Here is a 16,474-nt window from a genome sequence, read left to right on the forward strand (position 1 = left end):
TTATACTAGTCGGCAATTAAGTTTCATATCAAATTCACGCAATTTAAAAAAGTTTAAGACATCACAATGGAAAAGACCTACCAACCGCAAAGCATTGAACAGCCAATTTACCAACGTTGGGAAGAAAATGGCTATTTCACACCTCAGGGCGAGGGTGACCCTTTCTCTATTATGATTCCGCCACCGAATGTGACGGGTACCTTACACATGGGCCATGCCTTCCAGCATACCCTAATGGATGCCATGATTCGTCGTGAAAGAATGCAAGGTAAGCGTACCTTGTGGCAGCCAGGTACTGACCATGCGGGTATTGCAACACAAATGGTTGTGGAGAGACAGCTAGCTGCAGATGACATTACACGTCATGACCTAGGACGTGAAAAATTCCTTGAAAAAGTATGGGATTGGAAAGCTCAGTCTGGCGGTACTATTTCTGATCAAATGCGTGTCATGGGTGACTCTGTTGCGTGGGATAAAGAACGTTTCACCATGGATCCAGGTATGTCTGCTGCGGTACAAGAAGTATTTGTACGTTTGTTTGATGAAGGCATTATTTACCGTGGTCAGCGTTTGGTTAACTGGGATCCAGTATTGCACACTGCAATCTCTGATCTGGAAGTTATTTCTGAAGAAGAAAATGGCTTCATGTGGTATTTCCGTTATCCTCTGGCCGACGGTGCTAAAACCGCTGATGGTAAAGACTATATAGTCGTTGCGACAACACGTCCTGAAACCATGCTAGGTGATGAAGCAGTTGCTGTTGACCCTGAAGATGAGCGTTACATTGATCTAGTTGGCAAAGAAATTATGTTGCCATTGGTTGATCGTCGTATCCCTATTATTGCTGACTCTTATGTAGATAAAGACTTTGGTACAGGTTGCGTGAAAATTACCCCTGCCCATGACTTTAACGATAATGAAGTGGGTAAGCGTCATGACCTACCTTTAACGAATATCTTTACTGATGATGCAGCGATTAATGATATTGCACCTGAGAAATATCGTGGTTTAGATAGATTCGAAGCTCGTAAGGTAATTGTTGCAGATTTTGATGCGCTTGGACTGTTAGAGAAAGTCGATGATCACAAGCTAAAAGTGCCTCGTGGTGAACGTGGTAATGCGGTAATCGAGCCTTACCTGACTAATCAATGGTATGTGGCGGTTGAGACTTTAGCCAAACCTGCGATTGAAGCAGTTGAAAACGGCGACATTCAATTTGTTCCTAAGCAATGGGAAAACACTTATTTCTCTTGGATGCGTGATCTACAAGATTGGTGTATTTCTCGTCAGCTTTGGTGGGGTCACCAAATTCCTGCTTGGTATGATGCAGAAGGCAAGGTATATGTTGCTAACACGGAAGACGAAGTACGTGCTAAATATGGTTTAGCGGCTGATGTAACTTTGAATCGTGATAACGATGTACTAGATACTTGGTTCTCTTCTGCGCTTTGGACGTTTGCTACCCAAGGTTGGCCTGAAGAAACGGAAGATTTTAAAGCTTTCAGTGAATCAGATGTTTTGGTAACCGGTTTCGATATTATTTTCTTCTGGGTTGCCAGAATGATAATGATGACCTTGAAGTTTACTAACAAGGTACCTTTTAAAACGGTTTATATTACGGGTCTTATTCGCGATGAACGCGGTGATAAGATGTCTAAGTCCAAGGGTAATGTTATTGACCCATTGGATTTGATTGGCGGTATTGATCTTGAAAGCCTAGTGAGCAAACGTACTTCAGGTATGATGCAGCCACGACTAGCCGCTAAGGTTGAGAAAGCCACTCGTGAAACTTATCCAGACGGCATTCAAGCTTATGGTACAGATGCGTTGCGCTTTACCTTGTGCTCACTTGCGTCTGGTGGTCGTGACATCAAGTTCGACCTGAACCGTTTGGAAGGCTACCGTAATTTCTGTAATAAGATTTGGAACGCAACACGTTATGTTCTGATGAATACGGAAGAACACGATTGTGGTCAGAATGGTGGTGATGCAGAACTGTCTTTAGCGGATAAATGGATCATTTCTCGTTTACAAAAAGCTGAAGCTGCTGTTAACCAAGCTTTTGATACCCATAGGTATGACCTTGCTTCACAGGCGCTTTATGAGTTTATGTGGCATGAATACTGTGATTGGTACCTAGAGCTTTCTAAACCTGTACTTTGGGATGAGAATGCAACACCAGCACAGCTTCTAGGTACACGTCGTACCTTGGTTCGAGTGCTTGAGTCATTCCTACGATTAGCACATCCTATGATGCCTTTCTTGACCGAAGAAATTTGGCAGAAGATTGCACCTATGGCGGGTGTTGAAGGTGATACCGTGATGATGGCGGCTTACCCACAAGCGGAAGCGGCTAAGCAAGACGAATCTGCAGAAGCGGATGTTGAGTGGATCAAAAACGTTATCCTTGGTATTCGTAACATTCGCGGAGAAATGGACATAGCGCCATCGAAAGCCCTGAACGTACTTATGCGTAATGGTAGTGAACAAGATAAATCACGCTTACAAAGCAATATGAATTTCTTGCAGAAGCTCGCCAAACTAGAAGGCGTTACTTGGCTGAATGAAGGCGATGAAGTGCCTATGTCTGCAACAGCGCTTGTTGGTGATATGGAAGTGCTTGTGCCTATGGCTGGTTTGATCGACAAAGATGCTGAGCTTGCTCGTTTGCAAAAAGAAATTGATAAAGCCAGCAAAGATCTTCAACGCATCCAAGGTAAACTTGGCAATGAAAGCTTTGTTGCGAAAGCACCTGCTGCAGTAGTTGAAAAAGAGCAAGCCAAATTGGCTGATTTGACACTGACAGTTGCTAAGCTAAATGAACAAAAGGCGAGTATCGAATCTCTATAAGAGGTTAGTTTTTCGTCTGAGTTGATTGAAGGCCCCTTACTCTTTAAGAAGGAGTAAGGGGCTTTTTTGTGTAATAAGCTTCAGTTTTGACAACTTCATGTAAATAAATGATAATCGTTCTCAATTAAGGTTTATCATTTAGTATCATGACATATTCTACAGCTCCAACAGTGCATAGCAGATTGACCCGTATTGAAGCGGTTTTGGATTATATCCATTGCCATCTTGATGAATCCTTGAGTGTGGTGAGCCTAGCAGAAAAAAGCTGTTGGTCTCGCTGGCAGCTACAGCGGATTTTTGGTGAAGAAACCGGCCTTACTGTTGCACAATATGTACGTGAACTTAGGTTGAGTCAGGCAGCAGAAAACCTGCTTTCTACAAATCAAAGGCACCTGGATATTGCTTTAGAGTGTGGTTTTGACTCTGAAATAAGCTTTAGTCGAGCCTTCAAACAAATGTTCACCTGTTCTCCAAGAGAATATCGTAACCGTGGTAAGCGCCAAGGTTTGCGTACACCGCTTCAATATCGTGAACATGCCTATACTCTGCCCCAAGATGCTAAAAGCTTTATGCAAATTCGCATTGAAAGCAAAGAGGCGTTTGCCTTGTCTGGGGTATTTGATTGGATTAATGGTCCTTTCTCAGCGGCACCCAATTTTCTAGAACGAGTCCCTAACCTCTGGCGAACACTTGAATTACCTTCTGAGTGTGATGCATCTAGTACTAACCCAATTGGTGTGATTAATACCCATGGTCATGCTCAAAACCCAGGGCAGTTACAATACTGGGCTGGTTATCAAGGTCTCAACCTAGATAACCATGCCTCTATACAGGTTCCAGCACAGGAATATGCTGTTATCCCTGTGCAAGGTAAGGTGACTTCTTTGGAATCAGCCGTTTCTTGGTTTATCCGCCACTGGTTACCTGAATCTAATTATAATGGTGTCACAGGTTATGAATTAGAAATGTACTCACCTCAATATGATCCTTACTCTCCTTCAAGCTATATGGAATTTTGGCTTCCTATTACGCCACGATAATATTTATATAGTGAATAAAGATGCACCAAAAAGTTAAGTTTCTAAAAGCTCAAATTAATAAAATGAGAATCATTATCAATGTTTTCTTTTATTCTTTGGAGCTTTAATGAAAACCTCTGCGCGTTTCACCCCCACATTAATCGCTTTTTCTGTGGCCTTAGCATCCACTCAGTTATCTGCAAATGATGTGCAGACAGATGAATCAGATATCTATGTCATGTCCCCTTTAGTGATTAAAGGGCAGGCCTATCGAAATACAGCAACCAAGACTCAACTGGAATTCGCAGAAACGCCACAGGCAATTTCTCATATCACAGAAGAAGAACTCGATGTACGTGGTACAGAAAGCGTGGCGGAAGCCGTGCGCTATGTGTCAGGGATTAATACTGAGCTTCGTGGTGGCGCGGTAACTCGTTTGGATCTTTTTAATATACGTGGTTTTACCAACTACCAAAATTATTACGACGGATTGCAGTTATTGTTCAATGATTGGAACTTGCAACCACAAATCGACGCGATTGCTATTGATCAGGTGGAAGTTTTTAAAGGGCCAACGTCGACCTTATATGGCGCTATGCCACCTGGCGGTATGGTGAATGTCATTGGTAAAGCCCCACAAGCAGAAAGTGCCCATAGTGTTGAAGTGTCTGTGGGAAGTGATAGTAAAAAAGAAGTCGAATTTGAAAGTCGTGGGGCCTTAAGTGACACTCTTAATTACAGCCTTGTTGGGCTAGTTAGAAGCAAAGATGGGCAAGCAGTTACTTCAGAAGAAGAACGTATTGTTATCGCACCATCTTTAGATTGGAAGGTTAGTGAAGACACACTTATAAATTTTAATATGTACTATCAGAAAGACCCAAGTATGGGGGTTTATAGTTCCTTACCTTCTAAGGGAACTGTCTATAGCAACATTAATGGCCCTCTAGATTCGGATGCTTATGCTGGTGACGCTAATTGGGAAGCTTTTGAAAAAGAAGTGCTATTACTCGGTTATAAGTTTGATCATAGGTTTAACGATACTTGGAGTTTCTTGCAGAATGTGCGCTTGATGGATGCTTCGGCTTATCAAGAAAATACCTATTCAACAAGCCTAAATGCAGATGAAAGAACGTTGAATCGTCGTGCTTATTTAACGGATGAAGATAGCAAGGGCATTACTTTAGATAACCAATTCTCAGGTGCCTTTGATATAGGAGAGGTTGAGCACAATGTGTTGGTTGGTGTTGATTACTTTAAATTGGAATCAGACATCAAGTATGAAGATGCCGTCGCTCCCAGTATTGATTTATATAACCCAAATCACTATCAGATTTCTGCTGGCAGTTTGAACTTTTCAGCCTCTGGTTATACCAGTGACTTTGATATTGAAAAAGAGCAAACAGGTGTTTATCTGCAAGATCAGATGCGTATAGACCAATGGGTTGTGATTGCTGGTGCCCGTTATGATGATTACCACTCGCAAGAGCAGGGTGTTAAATATGGTTCGAATACTAATACCAAAGTTGATCAAGCGCAGCTAACAGGTCGAGTAGGTGCCCTCTATGAAATGGAAAATGGCTTTTCGCCTTTCGTTAGTTATGCACAAAGCTTTGAGCCAGTTTCAGGCAGTGACAAAAATGGCAAAGCTTATGACACCTCAACCGCTAATCAGTTAGAGCTTGGGGTTAAGTATGAAGGTAATGGTACTCAAGCAAGCCTAACGACTTACCAAATCTTAAAGGAAAATGTATTAACGCGAGATCCAGCGGGTACGGCTTATGACAAAATCCAAGTGGGAGAGGTTCGCTCTCGCGGTGTTGAGTTAGATCTGCATAAAGCTTTGTCTGAACAAATGGATGTACGTGTTGCAGTGACTGTACAAGATGTAGAAGTGACTAAAGATAACAGTGGTATTCAAGGTAATACACCAATTTGGGTGCCTGAGCAGCAAGTGTCTACTTGGTTAAACTATCAACTCACCGAGGGTACGATGCAAGGTGCGCAAGTGGGGGCTGGTGTGCGTTATATCGGTAAAATGCAACTTGATGCAGCCAACTCAAACACAGTACCTAGTGCTACTTTAGTCGATCTATCTATGGCCTATGACTTAGAAAATACCTCGGCTTCTTTAGCGGGTGCTAGTGTGCGTCTTTCTGTCTCAAATGCACTTAATGAAACCTACTATAGCTGTTATGACGCAAGTAATTGTTGGTTTGGTGATGAAAGAGCGTTTGAGCTAAGTGGGCGTTATGAGTTCTAGGTGTTTGCTATTTGCAGTGCAATCTCTGAGAGGTTTGCATGGCTAGATTAGTGGAGCGCTTGTTTCTCAGTGCCAGTCAATGTATCCCCGCATTGGCTGGTAAAGAAACAAGAGTAAACACTCAGGCACAAGGAGAAGCTAATGCTGATAAGGCATTGGCTTTAACTTTATCTGAGCAAAACTTAGTTGAATTACATACTGATCTGGCTCGCAATTACCCTGAAGCCGGATCTTCATATTGGCGCATCAGAAGTTGGGGGCTTATTAACTGGCAACCTATCTATCTTGCTTTGATTTGTGTGTATCAGCTTAATTATGTGCCCACAAGCCTAGGTCGGATGAAGCAAACTCGAGCACAGGATTATGTCGCAGGGTACGAACTAGAAGATGATACTTGGCAAGCAGGTAATCGTGATCAGCTCATTTACCTAGCTGGGTATCAGTTGAATCAAATCTTTTCATCATCAACAGAAGCATTCATGGATTTATTTGGTGGTAAATCTGTGATGTATCAGGCGTTGCTTGCGGATCAGTTCATTGAGTCTCTTGTGCAGGCAACACACTTTTCTTTGCTCTCCCCTCAGCAGCTTATTGATGATCTGCCTTTGTGGGCGAAAATACTCAATCTACCCTTAGTGTCGATGCGTGGACTTAAGTATGAACAAGATGAAGTGCGCTTTATTCGACATACCTGCTGTTTGCACTATCAAAGAGAGGATGGCGATTTATGTATTGCTTGTCCTCGTCATAAATCAAAAAAGAAGAGCTCATGTTCGAATTAAACAATATTAAAGTTGAACGGGCATCGCGCACCATTCTCTCTATTCCTCATCTGAGTTTACCCAGTGACCAAGTGTGTGTCGTGTTGGGGCACAATGGGTCCGGTAAAACGACTTTGATTCAAAGTTTAGCGAATCAATTAGTACCGGATCAGGGTGAAGTGCTACTCAATACACAAAATATACAGTCCTTATCGCAACGACAACTGGCGCAAAAAATAGGCTATTTGCCTCAGGGGCTACCCAGTGCCGCAGGTCTAAGTGTAAGGGAGTTAATTTGCATGGGGCGTTATCCGTGGCATGGAGCATTTGGTCGCTTTACGAAACAGGATGGCGACATAGTCGACAAGGCGATTGAGCAGGTGGGAATCGCCCATTATGCTAATCAGTTTATTGATGACTTATCCGGTGGTGAGCGTCAGCGTGCTTGGGTTGCTATGTTGCTTACTCAGCAATCTCCCGTCCTTTTATTAGATGAGCCAACATCTGCGCTGGATATCTCTCATCAATATGAATTAATGCGTTTGTTGCAGCAATTAAATCGTGAAACAGGCCAAGGTATGATTATTGTTTTACATGATATCAACTTGGCATCTCGTTTTGCGGATCACATATTAGCCATGCGACAAGGGCAATGTTTCTTTCAGGGCACTCCCGCCCAATTTATGCAATCAGAGCGTCTAGAAGCCATGTACGGCGTACCTATGTCTTTGATTGATCACCCTTCAAACGATAGTAAAGTGGCTCTTATATGTTAATGATTAATTTAGTGTCTAGCTGGTTCAAGGTAAGCCTTAGTTGCCTAGCTCTAGTGTTTTCGGTTTCAGTATTGGCGGAGGTTAGAATCCAAGATAGTCAGGGCGAACAGGCCTTTTCTCAATCCCCTGTACGTATTGCTGCACTGAGTTGGGAGCTGGTTGAAGATGTGATTGAGTTAGGTCTTGAGCCTGTGGCGATTCCTGAGCGAGAAGCTTACCAAGAATGGGTGGCGCAGCCTGTATTACCCGCATCAAGTGTCGATATAGGTGGGCGAGCAGAGCCTAATCTTGAAAAGCTAGCCCAACTTAAGCCTGATGTTATCCTGATTGGGGCAGCACTTAAGGATATTCAAGCTAAGTTAGAGAGAATCGCACCTGTTGTCTTCTTTGATACTTATCAGCGTGATCATAATAATCAGGAAAAAGCGGACCAAGTCTTCTTAACCTTGGCAAAGCTCTTGGATAAAGAGGTCCATGCCCAAGCAAAACTGGCCGCTAGGCAGCAGGTATTTGAGCAGCTAAGAGGTCAGCTTAATGCCGCTTTTCCAGCAGGTTTGCCTAAAGTTACTAGCTTACGTTTTGCCAGTACTACTTCTGCTTATGTATATGGTGATAATGCCATGCCGCAATATGCCCTTGAGCATTTAGGCTTGCAAGCAGCTATGCCTTTAGCAAGTACACAATGGGGAGTAACTCAAAAGCGGCTTAAATCTCTTAGAGGTATTAAAGAGGGTGTTGTCCTTTACTTTAAACCATTCCATTTCGAGAAAAAGCTCGCTAAGTCGCCACTTTGGCGCAGTATGCCTTTTGTAAAACAAGGGAATGTAGCATCGGTTGCCTCTACTTGGACTTATGGTGGCGCTATGTCTTTACAATACTTAGCTCAAGCAATGACAGACTCTTTGTTAGAGGTTGCTAAACAGCAATGATGCGTTTTTTGCTTTTGTGCGTAAGTTTGCCTTTTATCTGTGTTTTATCTTTGCAAATTGATAGTGACCTTTCCTTATGGCAGCAATGGCAGATTCTGCTTAGCCAAGAACTGGATCAAAGTTATGAACAAATAGATTGGGCTTATTCACGTTTGCCTAGGTTGGTAATGGCTTTACTAGTCGGTGCTTGCATGGGGTTGATTGGCAGTATTATTCAACAGCTGACCCGCAACCCCTTGTTATCTCCTGCCACACTTGGCTCTTCCAGTGGCGCTTGGCTAGGCTTAATTATACTTGCTGTGGTTTGGCCAGAAGGGCAAAGCCAATATCAAGTATTTGCCGCTATGTTAGGAGCCTGTATCGCTTTAGCTTTAGTGTTGATGATTTGCGGGGTACGAAACCTGACAGGCTTATCTGTGGTGCTATCTGGCATGGCGGTTAACCTGTTATTTGGCGCTATCGCCATCGCATTGATTCTAATGAATGATCAATATGCCAAGAACCTCTTTATCTGGGGGGCTGGGGATCTGAGCCAAAATGGCTGGGAGAAGGTTTATTGGTTATGGCCGCATTGCCTGCTTGGGTTAGCAATACTGGGCTTTGCAGGTAAGCCGTTAGATCTTTTGAAGATGGGGCAAAGTGCTGCTTCTGGTCGAGGTTTGAATGTTGCAGCTCTGTTTCTGGTACTTATGCTTGTTGGGCTTTGGATGCTTTCAGCAGCGATCACCATGGTTGGGATTGTTGGTTTCCTCGGTTTGGTTTCCCCTAATCTTGCTAGGCTAATAGGTGCAAGAGCTGCAGGTAAAGAGCTGTATATTTCGACCTTATTAGGCGCCATACTACTTGTTGTTGCCGATAGTCTTGCCTTATATCTCAATACGATCACGTTTGAAGTGGTACCGACTGGGTTAACTACCGCCTTTTTAGGAGCGCCTCTACTTATTTGGCTAATTCAAAAACGCCTTTCTCAGCAAGATAAAATCGCCTATTTAACTAACTATAGCAAAGCGTCATTCACCTCTACTAAATTGCTAGTGAGTGGTTTAGCGCTGCTTGCTATTGTATTGCTAGCTTTGCTGACTCATATGGATGATGGATTAAATTTTCGTTGGCCAGATGAGTTTGCGTGGCCGATTCGTTGGCCAAGAATAGTCGCAAGCCTTGCCGCTGGTGCTGGTATGGCTGTTTCTGGTGTGATTATGCAACGCTTAATTCATAACCCATTGGCAAGCCCTGATTTATTGGGAGTGTCTGCTGGCGCGGTTCTGGCGCTTGTGGCAACTAGCGGTTTCTTGGGGTGGCGCATTGGCGAATTAGGTCCATTAGTTGCTTTCTCTGGCAGCTTTTTAATCTTGCTTATTCTGCTTGTATTGGGTTCGCGTTTTCGTTTTGCACCTGCTCCTATGATTTTAACAGGTGTGGCTCTGTCCGCTTTTATTGAAACTCTGGTGCAGGGCGTTTTGATGAAAGGAACGGAGGAGGTTTATGACATCTTGCGTTGGCTCGCAGGCTCTACTTATCGGGTTAAACCAGATCAAGCATGGGTTTTGATGTTAGGGGTGAGTGTGCTTATTCTGATTAGCTTGAGTTTACACAGATGGCTAACATTAATGTCCATGGGACGTGAAGTTGCAGCCGCGCGAGGTGTGAATGTAAAACGTGCCTTTATATTGTTATTAATTCTGTCTGTTAGTTTATGTTCATTAGTGACTTCTATTCTCGGTCCCATTGCGTTTGTCAGTATTGTTGCTCCTCATTTAGCAAGTTTGTTAGGTGCGCGACAAGTCTCAACTCAGATATTGCTATCGGCACTTTTAGGTGCTGGCTTCCTTCAACTTGCAGATTGGCTGGGTCAAATGGTAATTTATCCTAATCAACTTGCAGCTGGCACCATGGCCGCCATTATAGGTGGGGTGTTTTTTATGCTTTTGTTATTGAGAAACAGAAGTGTATCTTAAGGCGCGAGGTGACAGCTAAGCTCGCCAGCTAAGGCTGGTGGGTCGAATTGATTGAGAATAATAAAAAGAGGCGATCAATGACAGAGAAGCTAAAGGGTACCGTAAAGTGGTTTAATGACGCCAAAGGTGTTGGTTTTATTCAAAGAGATAATGAGACCGATGTTTTTGTACATTACAAATCGATAGTCAGTGAAGGCCATAAAACCTTGAAAAAAGGCCAAGCTGTGTCTTTTTTTATTACTGAAAACGATTTTGGACGGCAAGCGAGTGAAGTGGCTCTATACGCTAAAGAAGCTGCAACGTCAGTGGCTGAATAATCTTCATAAAAAAGGCCTAACGCTAAAATAGTGTTAGGCCTTTATCTTCTAATTTTCTGTTTTCTCACTTAGCAGGTTACGTGCTAATTTCACAAAATCTATAGGTGTTAAAATACCGACCAAGGTGCCCTTGTCTACAACAGGGAGGCAGCCATATTTGTTTTCAACAAAAAACTCCGCCGCAGTATCAAGATGAGTATCTTTTTCTATCGTTAACATGTCAGTGTTCATTGCTTTACTGACGGGTGTTTGCATTTCTTTCTTACTCAACATGCCAGTTCCAAACTGGCTCACAAGGTAAAAAGCATGTTTTAAATATTCTCGTTGGGTTAACATGCCGATGCATTTTCCTTCATCATCAATAATTGGCAAGTTTCGAATATTCTTGTCTTGCATGATTTTTTTAGCATCAGCAAGGGAGGCGGTCTCAGCCAAAGTGACTAAGTTGGTAACCATAAGATCAGAAACGGTCTGCACAGGGTGAACTCCTTCCATAAAAAATTCTGTATAAGCCTAACTTATAGTTAGTTTATACCTGTAAACAATCAAGTTTTTCGTGAGGTAAGTCAATGTTCAGTGACGAATACTGGATGGAACGCGCTTTAGTTTTGGCTGATAAAGCCGCAACTGAAGGGGAAGTGCCTGTTGGCGCTCTCTTGGTATTAGATAATGAAATTATTGGTGAAGGTTATAACTCGCCTATTTCAACCTGTGACCCGACTGCTCATGCGGAAATTCAAGCCATTCGAAATGCCTGTAAAAATGTGGCTAACTACCGTCTACCAAAGGCAACACTTTACGTTACTTTAGAGCCTTGTTCTATGTGTGCAGGTGCCATTGTGCATGCCAGAATTGAGCGAGTCGTTTACGCCGCGACAGAGCCAAAAAGTGGAGTGGTTGAGTCCCAGCATCGATTTTTTGAACAGAACTTTCTTAACCATTCAGTCAAGGTTGAGGCGGGTGTTTTAGGGCCTTTAGCTTCACAAAAGCTGAGCGATTTTTTTCAATATCGACGAGATCAAAAGAAAAAGATCAGAACCGCCTCAAAATTAGCTCAAGAACAAAAAAAGTCGTCATAAAACTGTTAAAAAAACACGACTTTTATAGCTTAGGTTTACTGGCTTGATTTAGAATACGCCCCATCACTTCAAACCACAAATCGAGGCAATAAACGTCATGCTTACCTTGCAAGGTTCTTCGGCGCTATCCGCGTTTCGTAAGACAAAGTTACTGGCCAATGTTCAAAAGTCAGTACCAGCCGTAATTGATATTGATGCGCAATATTTGCATTTCGTCGAACTTCTAGATGCTCAATCACTTTCTGCTGAGCAGGAAACCGTATTGAGCAAAGCACTTACTTATGGTGCTAAGTCTGAAACAGTGAATACTTCTTCACAAAATGTGCTGGTGGTTCCACGTCTAGGCACTATTTCTCCTTGGTCATCGAAAGCAACGGATATCCTACACAATTGTGGTTTGCAAGATATCGCTCGTGTTGAACGTGGCGTAGAGTATTTTATCCATAGTGATGCGCCTTTAACTGAAGCTGAATTAGCGCTTGTTATTCCTGCGCTATATGACCGTATGACAGAGAGTGTCTTATCTGGTGAAGCGCAAGCTCAGCAACTTTTTGCACAAGCAACTCCTGCACCTTTATCACAAGTTGATATCTTAGCGGGTGGTCGTGCTGCACTTGAAGACGCTAACCAATCTTTAGGTTTAGCGCTTGCCGATGATGAGATTGATTACTTGGTAACTGCCTTTGTTGAATTGGGCCGTAATCCAAATGACATTGAGCTGATGATGTTTGCTCAAGCAAACTCTGAACATTGTCGTCATAAGATCTTTAATGCGTCTTGGACATTAGATGGTGAAGATCAAGAGCGTTCTTTGTTCAAAATGATTAAGAATACCCATGAGCATAACTCTGACGGCACTTTATCAGCTTACGTAGATAACGCAGCGGTAATGGAAGGCCATGAAGCAGGTCGTTTTTACCCAGATTCAGCATCGAAAGAATATGGTTTTAACCAACAGCCTATTGATATCTTGATGAAAGTTGAGACCCATAACCACCCAACTGCGATTGCGCCTTTCTCAGGTGCGGCAACAGGTTCTGGTGGTGAGATTCGTGACGAAGGTGCAACCGGTGTTGGTGCTAAACCAAAAGCGGGTTTATCTGGCTACACGGTTTCTGATTTGAAAATTCCAGGTTTTGTACAACCTTGGGAAAGCCAATATGGTAAGCCAAGCCGTATTGTGACTCCGCTTGATATCATGATCGAAGGCCCAATTGGTGGCGCGGCATTTAATAACGAGTTTGGTCGTCCTAACCTATTAGGTTATTTCCGTACTTACGAGCAAAAAATCACTTCAAGCCAAGGTGAAGAGGTACGTGGTTACCATAAGCCGATTATGCTGGCTGGTGGTTTAGGTAATATTCGTCGTGATCATGTCGAAAAAGATGACATTCATGTGGGTGCTTCTCTAATCGTATTAGGTGGCCCTGCCATGCTAATTGGTTTAGGTGGTGGTGCGGCGTCATCTATGGCCTCTGCTGATGGTAATGAAGACCTTGATTTCGCTTCAGTACAAAGGGGTAACCCTGAAATGGAGCGTCGTTGCCAAGAGGTTATTGACCGTTGCTGGCAGCTAGGTGAAAACAATCCGATTAGCTTTATCCATGATGTGGGTGCAGGTGGCTTGTCTAACGCCTTACCTGAGCTAGTTAAAGATGGCGATCGTGGTGGTAAATTCGAACTACGTAATGTGCTAAATGATGAGCCTGGTATGTCTCCGCTTGAGATCTGGTGTAACGAATCTCAAGAACGTTATGTTATGGCTGTTCCCCCTGAGCGTGTTGCTGAGTTTACTGAAATTTGTGAACGTGAGCGCTGCCCATTTGCTGTTGTTGGTGAAGCGACTGAAGAGCTACACCTAGAAGTGGCTGATAAAATCTTTGCCAATGAACCAGTTGACCTTCCTATGTCTGTCTTGTTTGGTAAGCCACCAAAAATGCACCGTGAAGCGGTTAAAGCAGATATCCAAGGTGATGACTTTGATGGTGCTCAAATTGATCTTGCTGACGCAACTCAAAGAGTATTGAGCCACCCAACTGTGGCAAGTAAGAGTTTCTTGATCACTATTGGTGATAGAAGTATTACCGGTATGGTTGCTCGCGACCAAATGGTTGGTCCTTGGCAGGTGCCAGTTGCAGACGTTGCTGTAACGACATCATCACTTGATAGTTATACTGGCGAAGCCATGACTATGGGTGAAAGAACACCTTTAGCCTTGTTGGATGCACCGGCATCTGGCCGTATGGCAGTCGGTGAAGCGCTAACTAACTTAGCAGCAGCACAAATTACTAAACGTAATCATATTAAACTTTCAGCTAACTGGATGGCCGCTGCAGGTCATGCGGGTGAAGATGAGAAGCTTTATAAAACTGTAGAAGCGGTTGGTATGGAGTTATGTCCTGCTCTGGATATTGCGATTCCAGTCGGTAAAGATTCCATGTCTATGAAGACGGTATGGAAAGAAGAAGGCGAAGAAAAAGCCGTTACTTCTCCTTTATCTTTGGTTATTACAGCTTTCGCTCCCGTTGCAGATGCTCGTAAAACATTGACACCAGAACTACAGGATACGGACAGCAAGCTTGTATTGTTGGACTTGGGTAATAAACAGAACCGCTTAGCAGGCTCTATCTTATCTCAGGTTTATAACAAACTGGGTGAGCAGGTGCCTGATGTTGATGATGCTGCCGTATTGGCTGGCTTCTTTGATACAACACAAGCCTTAAATGCAGAAGGCAAGCTACTAGCTTACCATGATAGATCAGATGGTGGTTTATTAGCGACATTGGCTGAAATGTCTTTCGCAAGCCATAAAGGCTTAAATGTTGATGTCTCTCAGTTAGTTGAAAATGCAGCACAAGATACAGCGGGTGTGGCTGCTGCACTCTTCAATGAAGAGCTAGGTGCTGTTATTCAGGTTGCAACAGCAGATCTTGCTGATGTTAAAGCGGCTTATGCGAAAGCGGGTGTTACTGCTGTTGAGGTAGCTGAGTTAAATGCGAGCGATGAAATCAAAGTTTCTTTCAATGGTGCAGAAGTTGTTGCTGGTAAGCGTATTGATTGGCAACGTACTTGGTCGCAAACCAGTTATGAAATTCAAGCACTAAGAGATAATCCAAATACCTCTGCTCAAGAGTTTGATAATTTATTAGATGCGACTGACCCGGGTTTATCCGCATCACTTACCTTTGATCTTGAAGAAGATGTGTTAGCTGGTATTGATCTTTCAAACCGACCTAAGATTGCAGTTTTGCGTGAGCAGGGTGTGAATGGTCAGGTTGAAATGGCGGCTGCTTTCCATCAAGCCGGTTTTGCACCTTTTGATGTGCATATGAGTGACATTTTATCGGGTCGTACTAAGCTATCTGAATTCAAAGGTTTAGTGGCTTGCGGTGGTTTCTCTTACGGTGACGTATTAGGTGCTGGTGAAGGTTGGGCGAAATCTATCCTATTTAACCCAGTAGCACGTCAAGAGTTTGAAGCCTTCTTTAACCGTGAAGATACATTTGCGCTTGGTGTGTGTAACGGTTGTCAGATGTTATCTAACCTCAGTGAATTGATTCCTGGTACTGATCACTGGCCTAAATTTGTACGTAACGAATCAGCTCAATTTGAAGCTCGTTTAGTACAGGTTGAAGTGCAAGAATCTAACTCCATCTTGTTTGCTGGAATGCAAGGCTCAACCATGCCGATCGTTGTCGCACACGGAGAAGGTCAAACCGAGTACAAGCAAGCTGAAGATCTAGATCAGCTAGTTGAAAAAGCTCAGTTAGCATTACGTTATGTAAATAACAAAGGGGAAGCAACAGAACGCTATCCTTTCAATCCGAACGGTTCGGCTGCGGGTGTGACGGGTCTGACTTCTGAGAATGGTCGAGTGACCATTATGATGCCTCACCCAGAGCGTGTTTATCGTACCGTTCAGCATAGCTGGCACCCAAGTGAGTGGAACGAACAAGCACCTTGGTTGCGTTTGTTCCAAAACGCTCGTAAATGGGTTGGTTAGTAAGAACGAGATAAGGCTGATTAAATCAGCGTGATCACTCTTTCTTTAAAAAGGCCTTGATGCGTTAGCATCAAGGCCTTTTTCTTGCTTTGAACTTGATGTGCAGGAAAGATAAGTGAAATTTTGCATAAGTGACTTATCAGCTTGAATTCAAAAGGATTAAAATATTTTAAATAAATTGAAAAAAGCGCTTGCCATAAAATCTGAGATGTATATTATACGCATCCACTGACACGGGGTAGCAAACAAAGCTTACACCGACAGCTTACCAAGTAAGCGATTACAAACAGAACATTGTTTAGTAAGTTAGACGCTCTTTAAAATAGTTAATCAGATAATTTGTGTGGGCACTCGCTAGAGACTTCAGCAAGTTATTCGAGTTATTGCTTTTTAAGTGATGTTCGAATGACTACAAAAAAATTGAAGTCTTACGAGAGTCGATACTAAAACGCTTTATGTTTGATTCATTAGATTGGATCGAGTTTTAAAGTCAGCAGTAAAGATTTGAGTGAGCAATGATTT

Annotated in this window: 11 protein-coding genes; 10 read left to right on the forward strand and 1 reads right to left on the reverse strand. The window is 43.0% G+C overall.

Going from position 1 to position 16,474, the window contains the following annotated elements:
• Nucleotides 1-66 precede the first annotated feature (66 nt).
• The 8 genes from OA91_RS18655 (at nucleotide 67) to OA91_RS18690 (ending at nucleotide 10,870) form a co-directional block, all read left to right on the forward strand.
• On the forward strand, nucleotides 67-2,850 hold the full coding sequence (locus tag OA91_RS18655; RefSeq protein WP_063339451.1) for a valine--tRNA ligase: 2,784 nt from the start codon (nucleotides 67-69) through the stop codon (nucleotides 2,848-2,850).
• A gap of 146 nt (nucleotides 2,851-2,996) precedes the next feature.
• A complete protein-coding gene (locus tag OA91_RS18660) occupies nucleotides 2,997-3,890 on the forward strand; it encodes an AraC family transcriptional regulator (protein WP_063339452.1) in 894 nt (297 codons plus the stop codon).
• Between the two features lie 106 nt (nucleotides 3,891-3,996).
• Nucleotides 3,997-6,129: a TonB-dependent siderophore receptor gene (locus OA91_RS18665; RefSeq protein ID WP_063339453.1), complete on the forward strand. Its 2,133-nt coding sequence runs from the start codon at nucleotides 3,997-3,999 to the stop codon at nucleotides 6,127-6,129.
• Nucleotides 6,130-6,167: 38 nt separating this feature from the next.
• Entirely contained in the window at nucleotides 6,168-6,911 is a 744-nt protein-coding gene (locus OA91_RS18670) for a siderophore ferric iron reductase (protein WP_063339454.1), read from the forward strand.
• The gene (locus OA91_RS18675; RefSeq protein WP_063339455.1) at nucleotides 6,899-7,666 is read left to right on the forward strand and encodes an ABC transporter ATP-binding protein; all 768 of its coding nucleotides are present in this window, start codon (nucleotides 6,899-6,901) and stop codon (nucleotides 7,664-7,666) included. The genes OA91_RS18670 and OA91_RS18675 overlap by 13 nt, the downstream gene beginning before the upstream one ends.
• The gene (locus tag OA91_RS18680) at nucleotides 7,660-8,595 is read left to right on the forward strand and encodes an iron-siderophore ABC transporter substrate-binding protein (protein WP_063339456.1); all 936 of its coding nucleotides are present in this window, start codon (nucleotides 7,660-7,662) and stop codon (nucleotides 8,593-8,595) included. Before OA91_RS18675 ends, OA91_RS18680 begins: the two co-directional genes overlap by 7 nt.
• On the forward strand, nucleotides 8,592-10,553 hold the full coding sequence (gene fhuB / locus OA91_RS18685; RefSeq protein ID WP_082828009.1) for a Fe(3+)-hydroxamate ABC transporter permease FhuB: 1,962 nt from the start codon (nucleotides 8,592-8,594) through the stop codon (nucleotides 10,551-10,553). Before OA91_RS18680 ends, fhuB begins: the two co-directional genes overlap by 4 nt.
• 77 nt (nucleotides 10,554-10,630) lie before the next feature.
• Nucleotides 10,631-10,870 (forward strand): cold-shock protein, encoded by a 240-nt coding sequence (locus OA91_RS18690; RefSeq protein ID WP_063339457.1) that lies wholly within the window; start codon nucleotides 10,631-10,633, stop codon nucleotides 10,868-10,870.
• Nucleotides 10,871-10,918: 48 nt separating this feature from the next.
• On the opposite strand, the gene OA91_RS18695 is transcribed toward OA91_RS18690, so the two are convergent.
• Complete coding sequence (locus tag OA91_RS18695) at nucleotides 10,919-11,347, reverse strand: CBS domain-containing protein (protein ID WP_052701892.1); 429 nt, start codon at nucleotides 11,345-11,347, stop codon at nucleotides 10,919-10,921.
• 92 nt (nucleotides 11,348-11,439) lie between these two features.
• Here OA91_RS18695 and tadA point away from each other — a divergent pair, with 92 nt between their 5' ends.
• Nucleotides 11,440-11,949 carry a tRNA adenosine(34) deaminase TadA gene (gene tadA / locus OA91_RS18700; protein ID WP_046016060.1) on the forward strand — a complete coding sequence of 170 codons (510 nt, stop codon included), beginning with the start codon at nucleotides 11,440-11,442 and terminating at the stop codon, nucleotides 11,947-11,949.
• Nucleotides 11,950-12,046: 97 nt separating this feature from the next.
• Nucleotides 12,047-15,952 carry a phosphoribosylformylglycinamidine synthase gene (gene purL / locus OA91_RS18705; RefSeq protein ID WP_063339458.1) on the forward strand — a complete coding sequence of 1,302 codons (3,906 nt, stop codon included), beginning with the start codon at nucleotides 12,047-12,049 and terminating at the stop codon, nucleotides 15,950-15,952.
• Nucleotides 15,953-16,474 lie beyond the last annotated feature (522 nt).

The organism is Marinomonas sp. SBI8L, from assembly GCF_001624705.1.
Taxonomy (GTDB): domain Bacteria; phylum Pseudomonadota; class Gammaproteobacteria; order Pseudomonadales; family Marinomonadaceae; genus Marinomonas.

Bases quoted from the DNA above. Each gene is read 5' to 3' on its own strand.
- OA91_RS18655 (WP_063339451.1), top strand. From the start codon at position 67: ATGGAAAAGACCTACCAACCGCAAAGCATTGAACAGCCAATTTACCAA.
- OA91_RS18660 (WP_063339452.1), top strand. From the start codon at position 2,997: ATGACATATTCTACAGCTCCAACAGTGCATAGCAGATTGACCCGTATT.
- OA91_RS18665 (WP_063339453.1), top strand. From the start codon at position 3,997: ATGAAAACCTCTGCGCGTTTCACCCCCACATTAATCGCTTTTTCTGTG.
- OA91_RS18670 (WP_063339454.1), top strand. From the start codon at position 6,168: ATGGCTAGATTAGTGGAGCGCTTGTTTCTCAGTGCCAGTCAATGTATC.
- OA91_RS18675 (WP_063339455.1), top strand. From the start codon at position 6,899: ATGTTCGAATTAAACAATATTAAAGTTGAACGGGCATCGCGCACCATT.
- OA91_RS18680 (WP_063339456.1), top strand. From the start codon at position 7,660: ATGTTAATGATTAATTTAGTGTCTAGCTGGTTCAAGGTAAGCCTTAGT.
- fhuB (WP_082828009.1), top strand. From the start codon at position 8,592: ATGATGCGTTTTTTGCTTTTGTGCGTAAGTTTGCCTTTTATCTGTGTT.
- OA91_RS18690 (WP_063339457.1), top strand. From the start codon at position 10,631: ATGACAGAGAAGCTAAAGGGTACCGTAAAGTGGTTTAATGACGCCAAA.
- tadA (WP_046016060.1), top strand. From the start codon at position 11,440: ATGTTCAGTGACGAATACTGGATGGAACGCGCTTTAGTTTTGGCTGAT.
- purL (WP_063339458.1), top strand. From the start codon at position 12,047: ATGCTTACCTTGCAAGGTTCTTCGGCGCTATCCGCGTTTCGTAAGACA.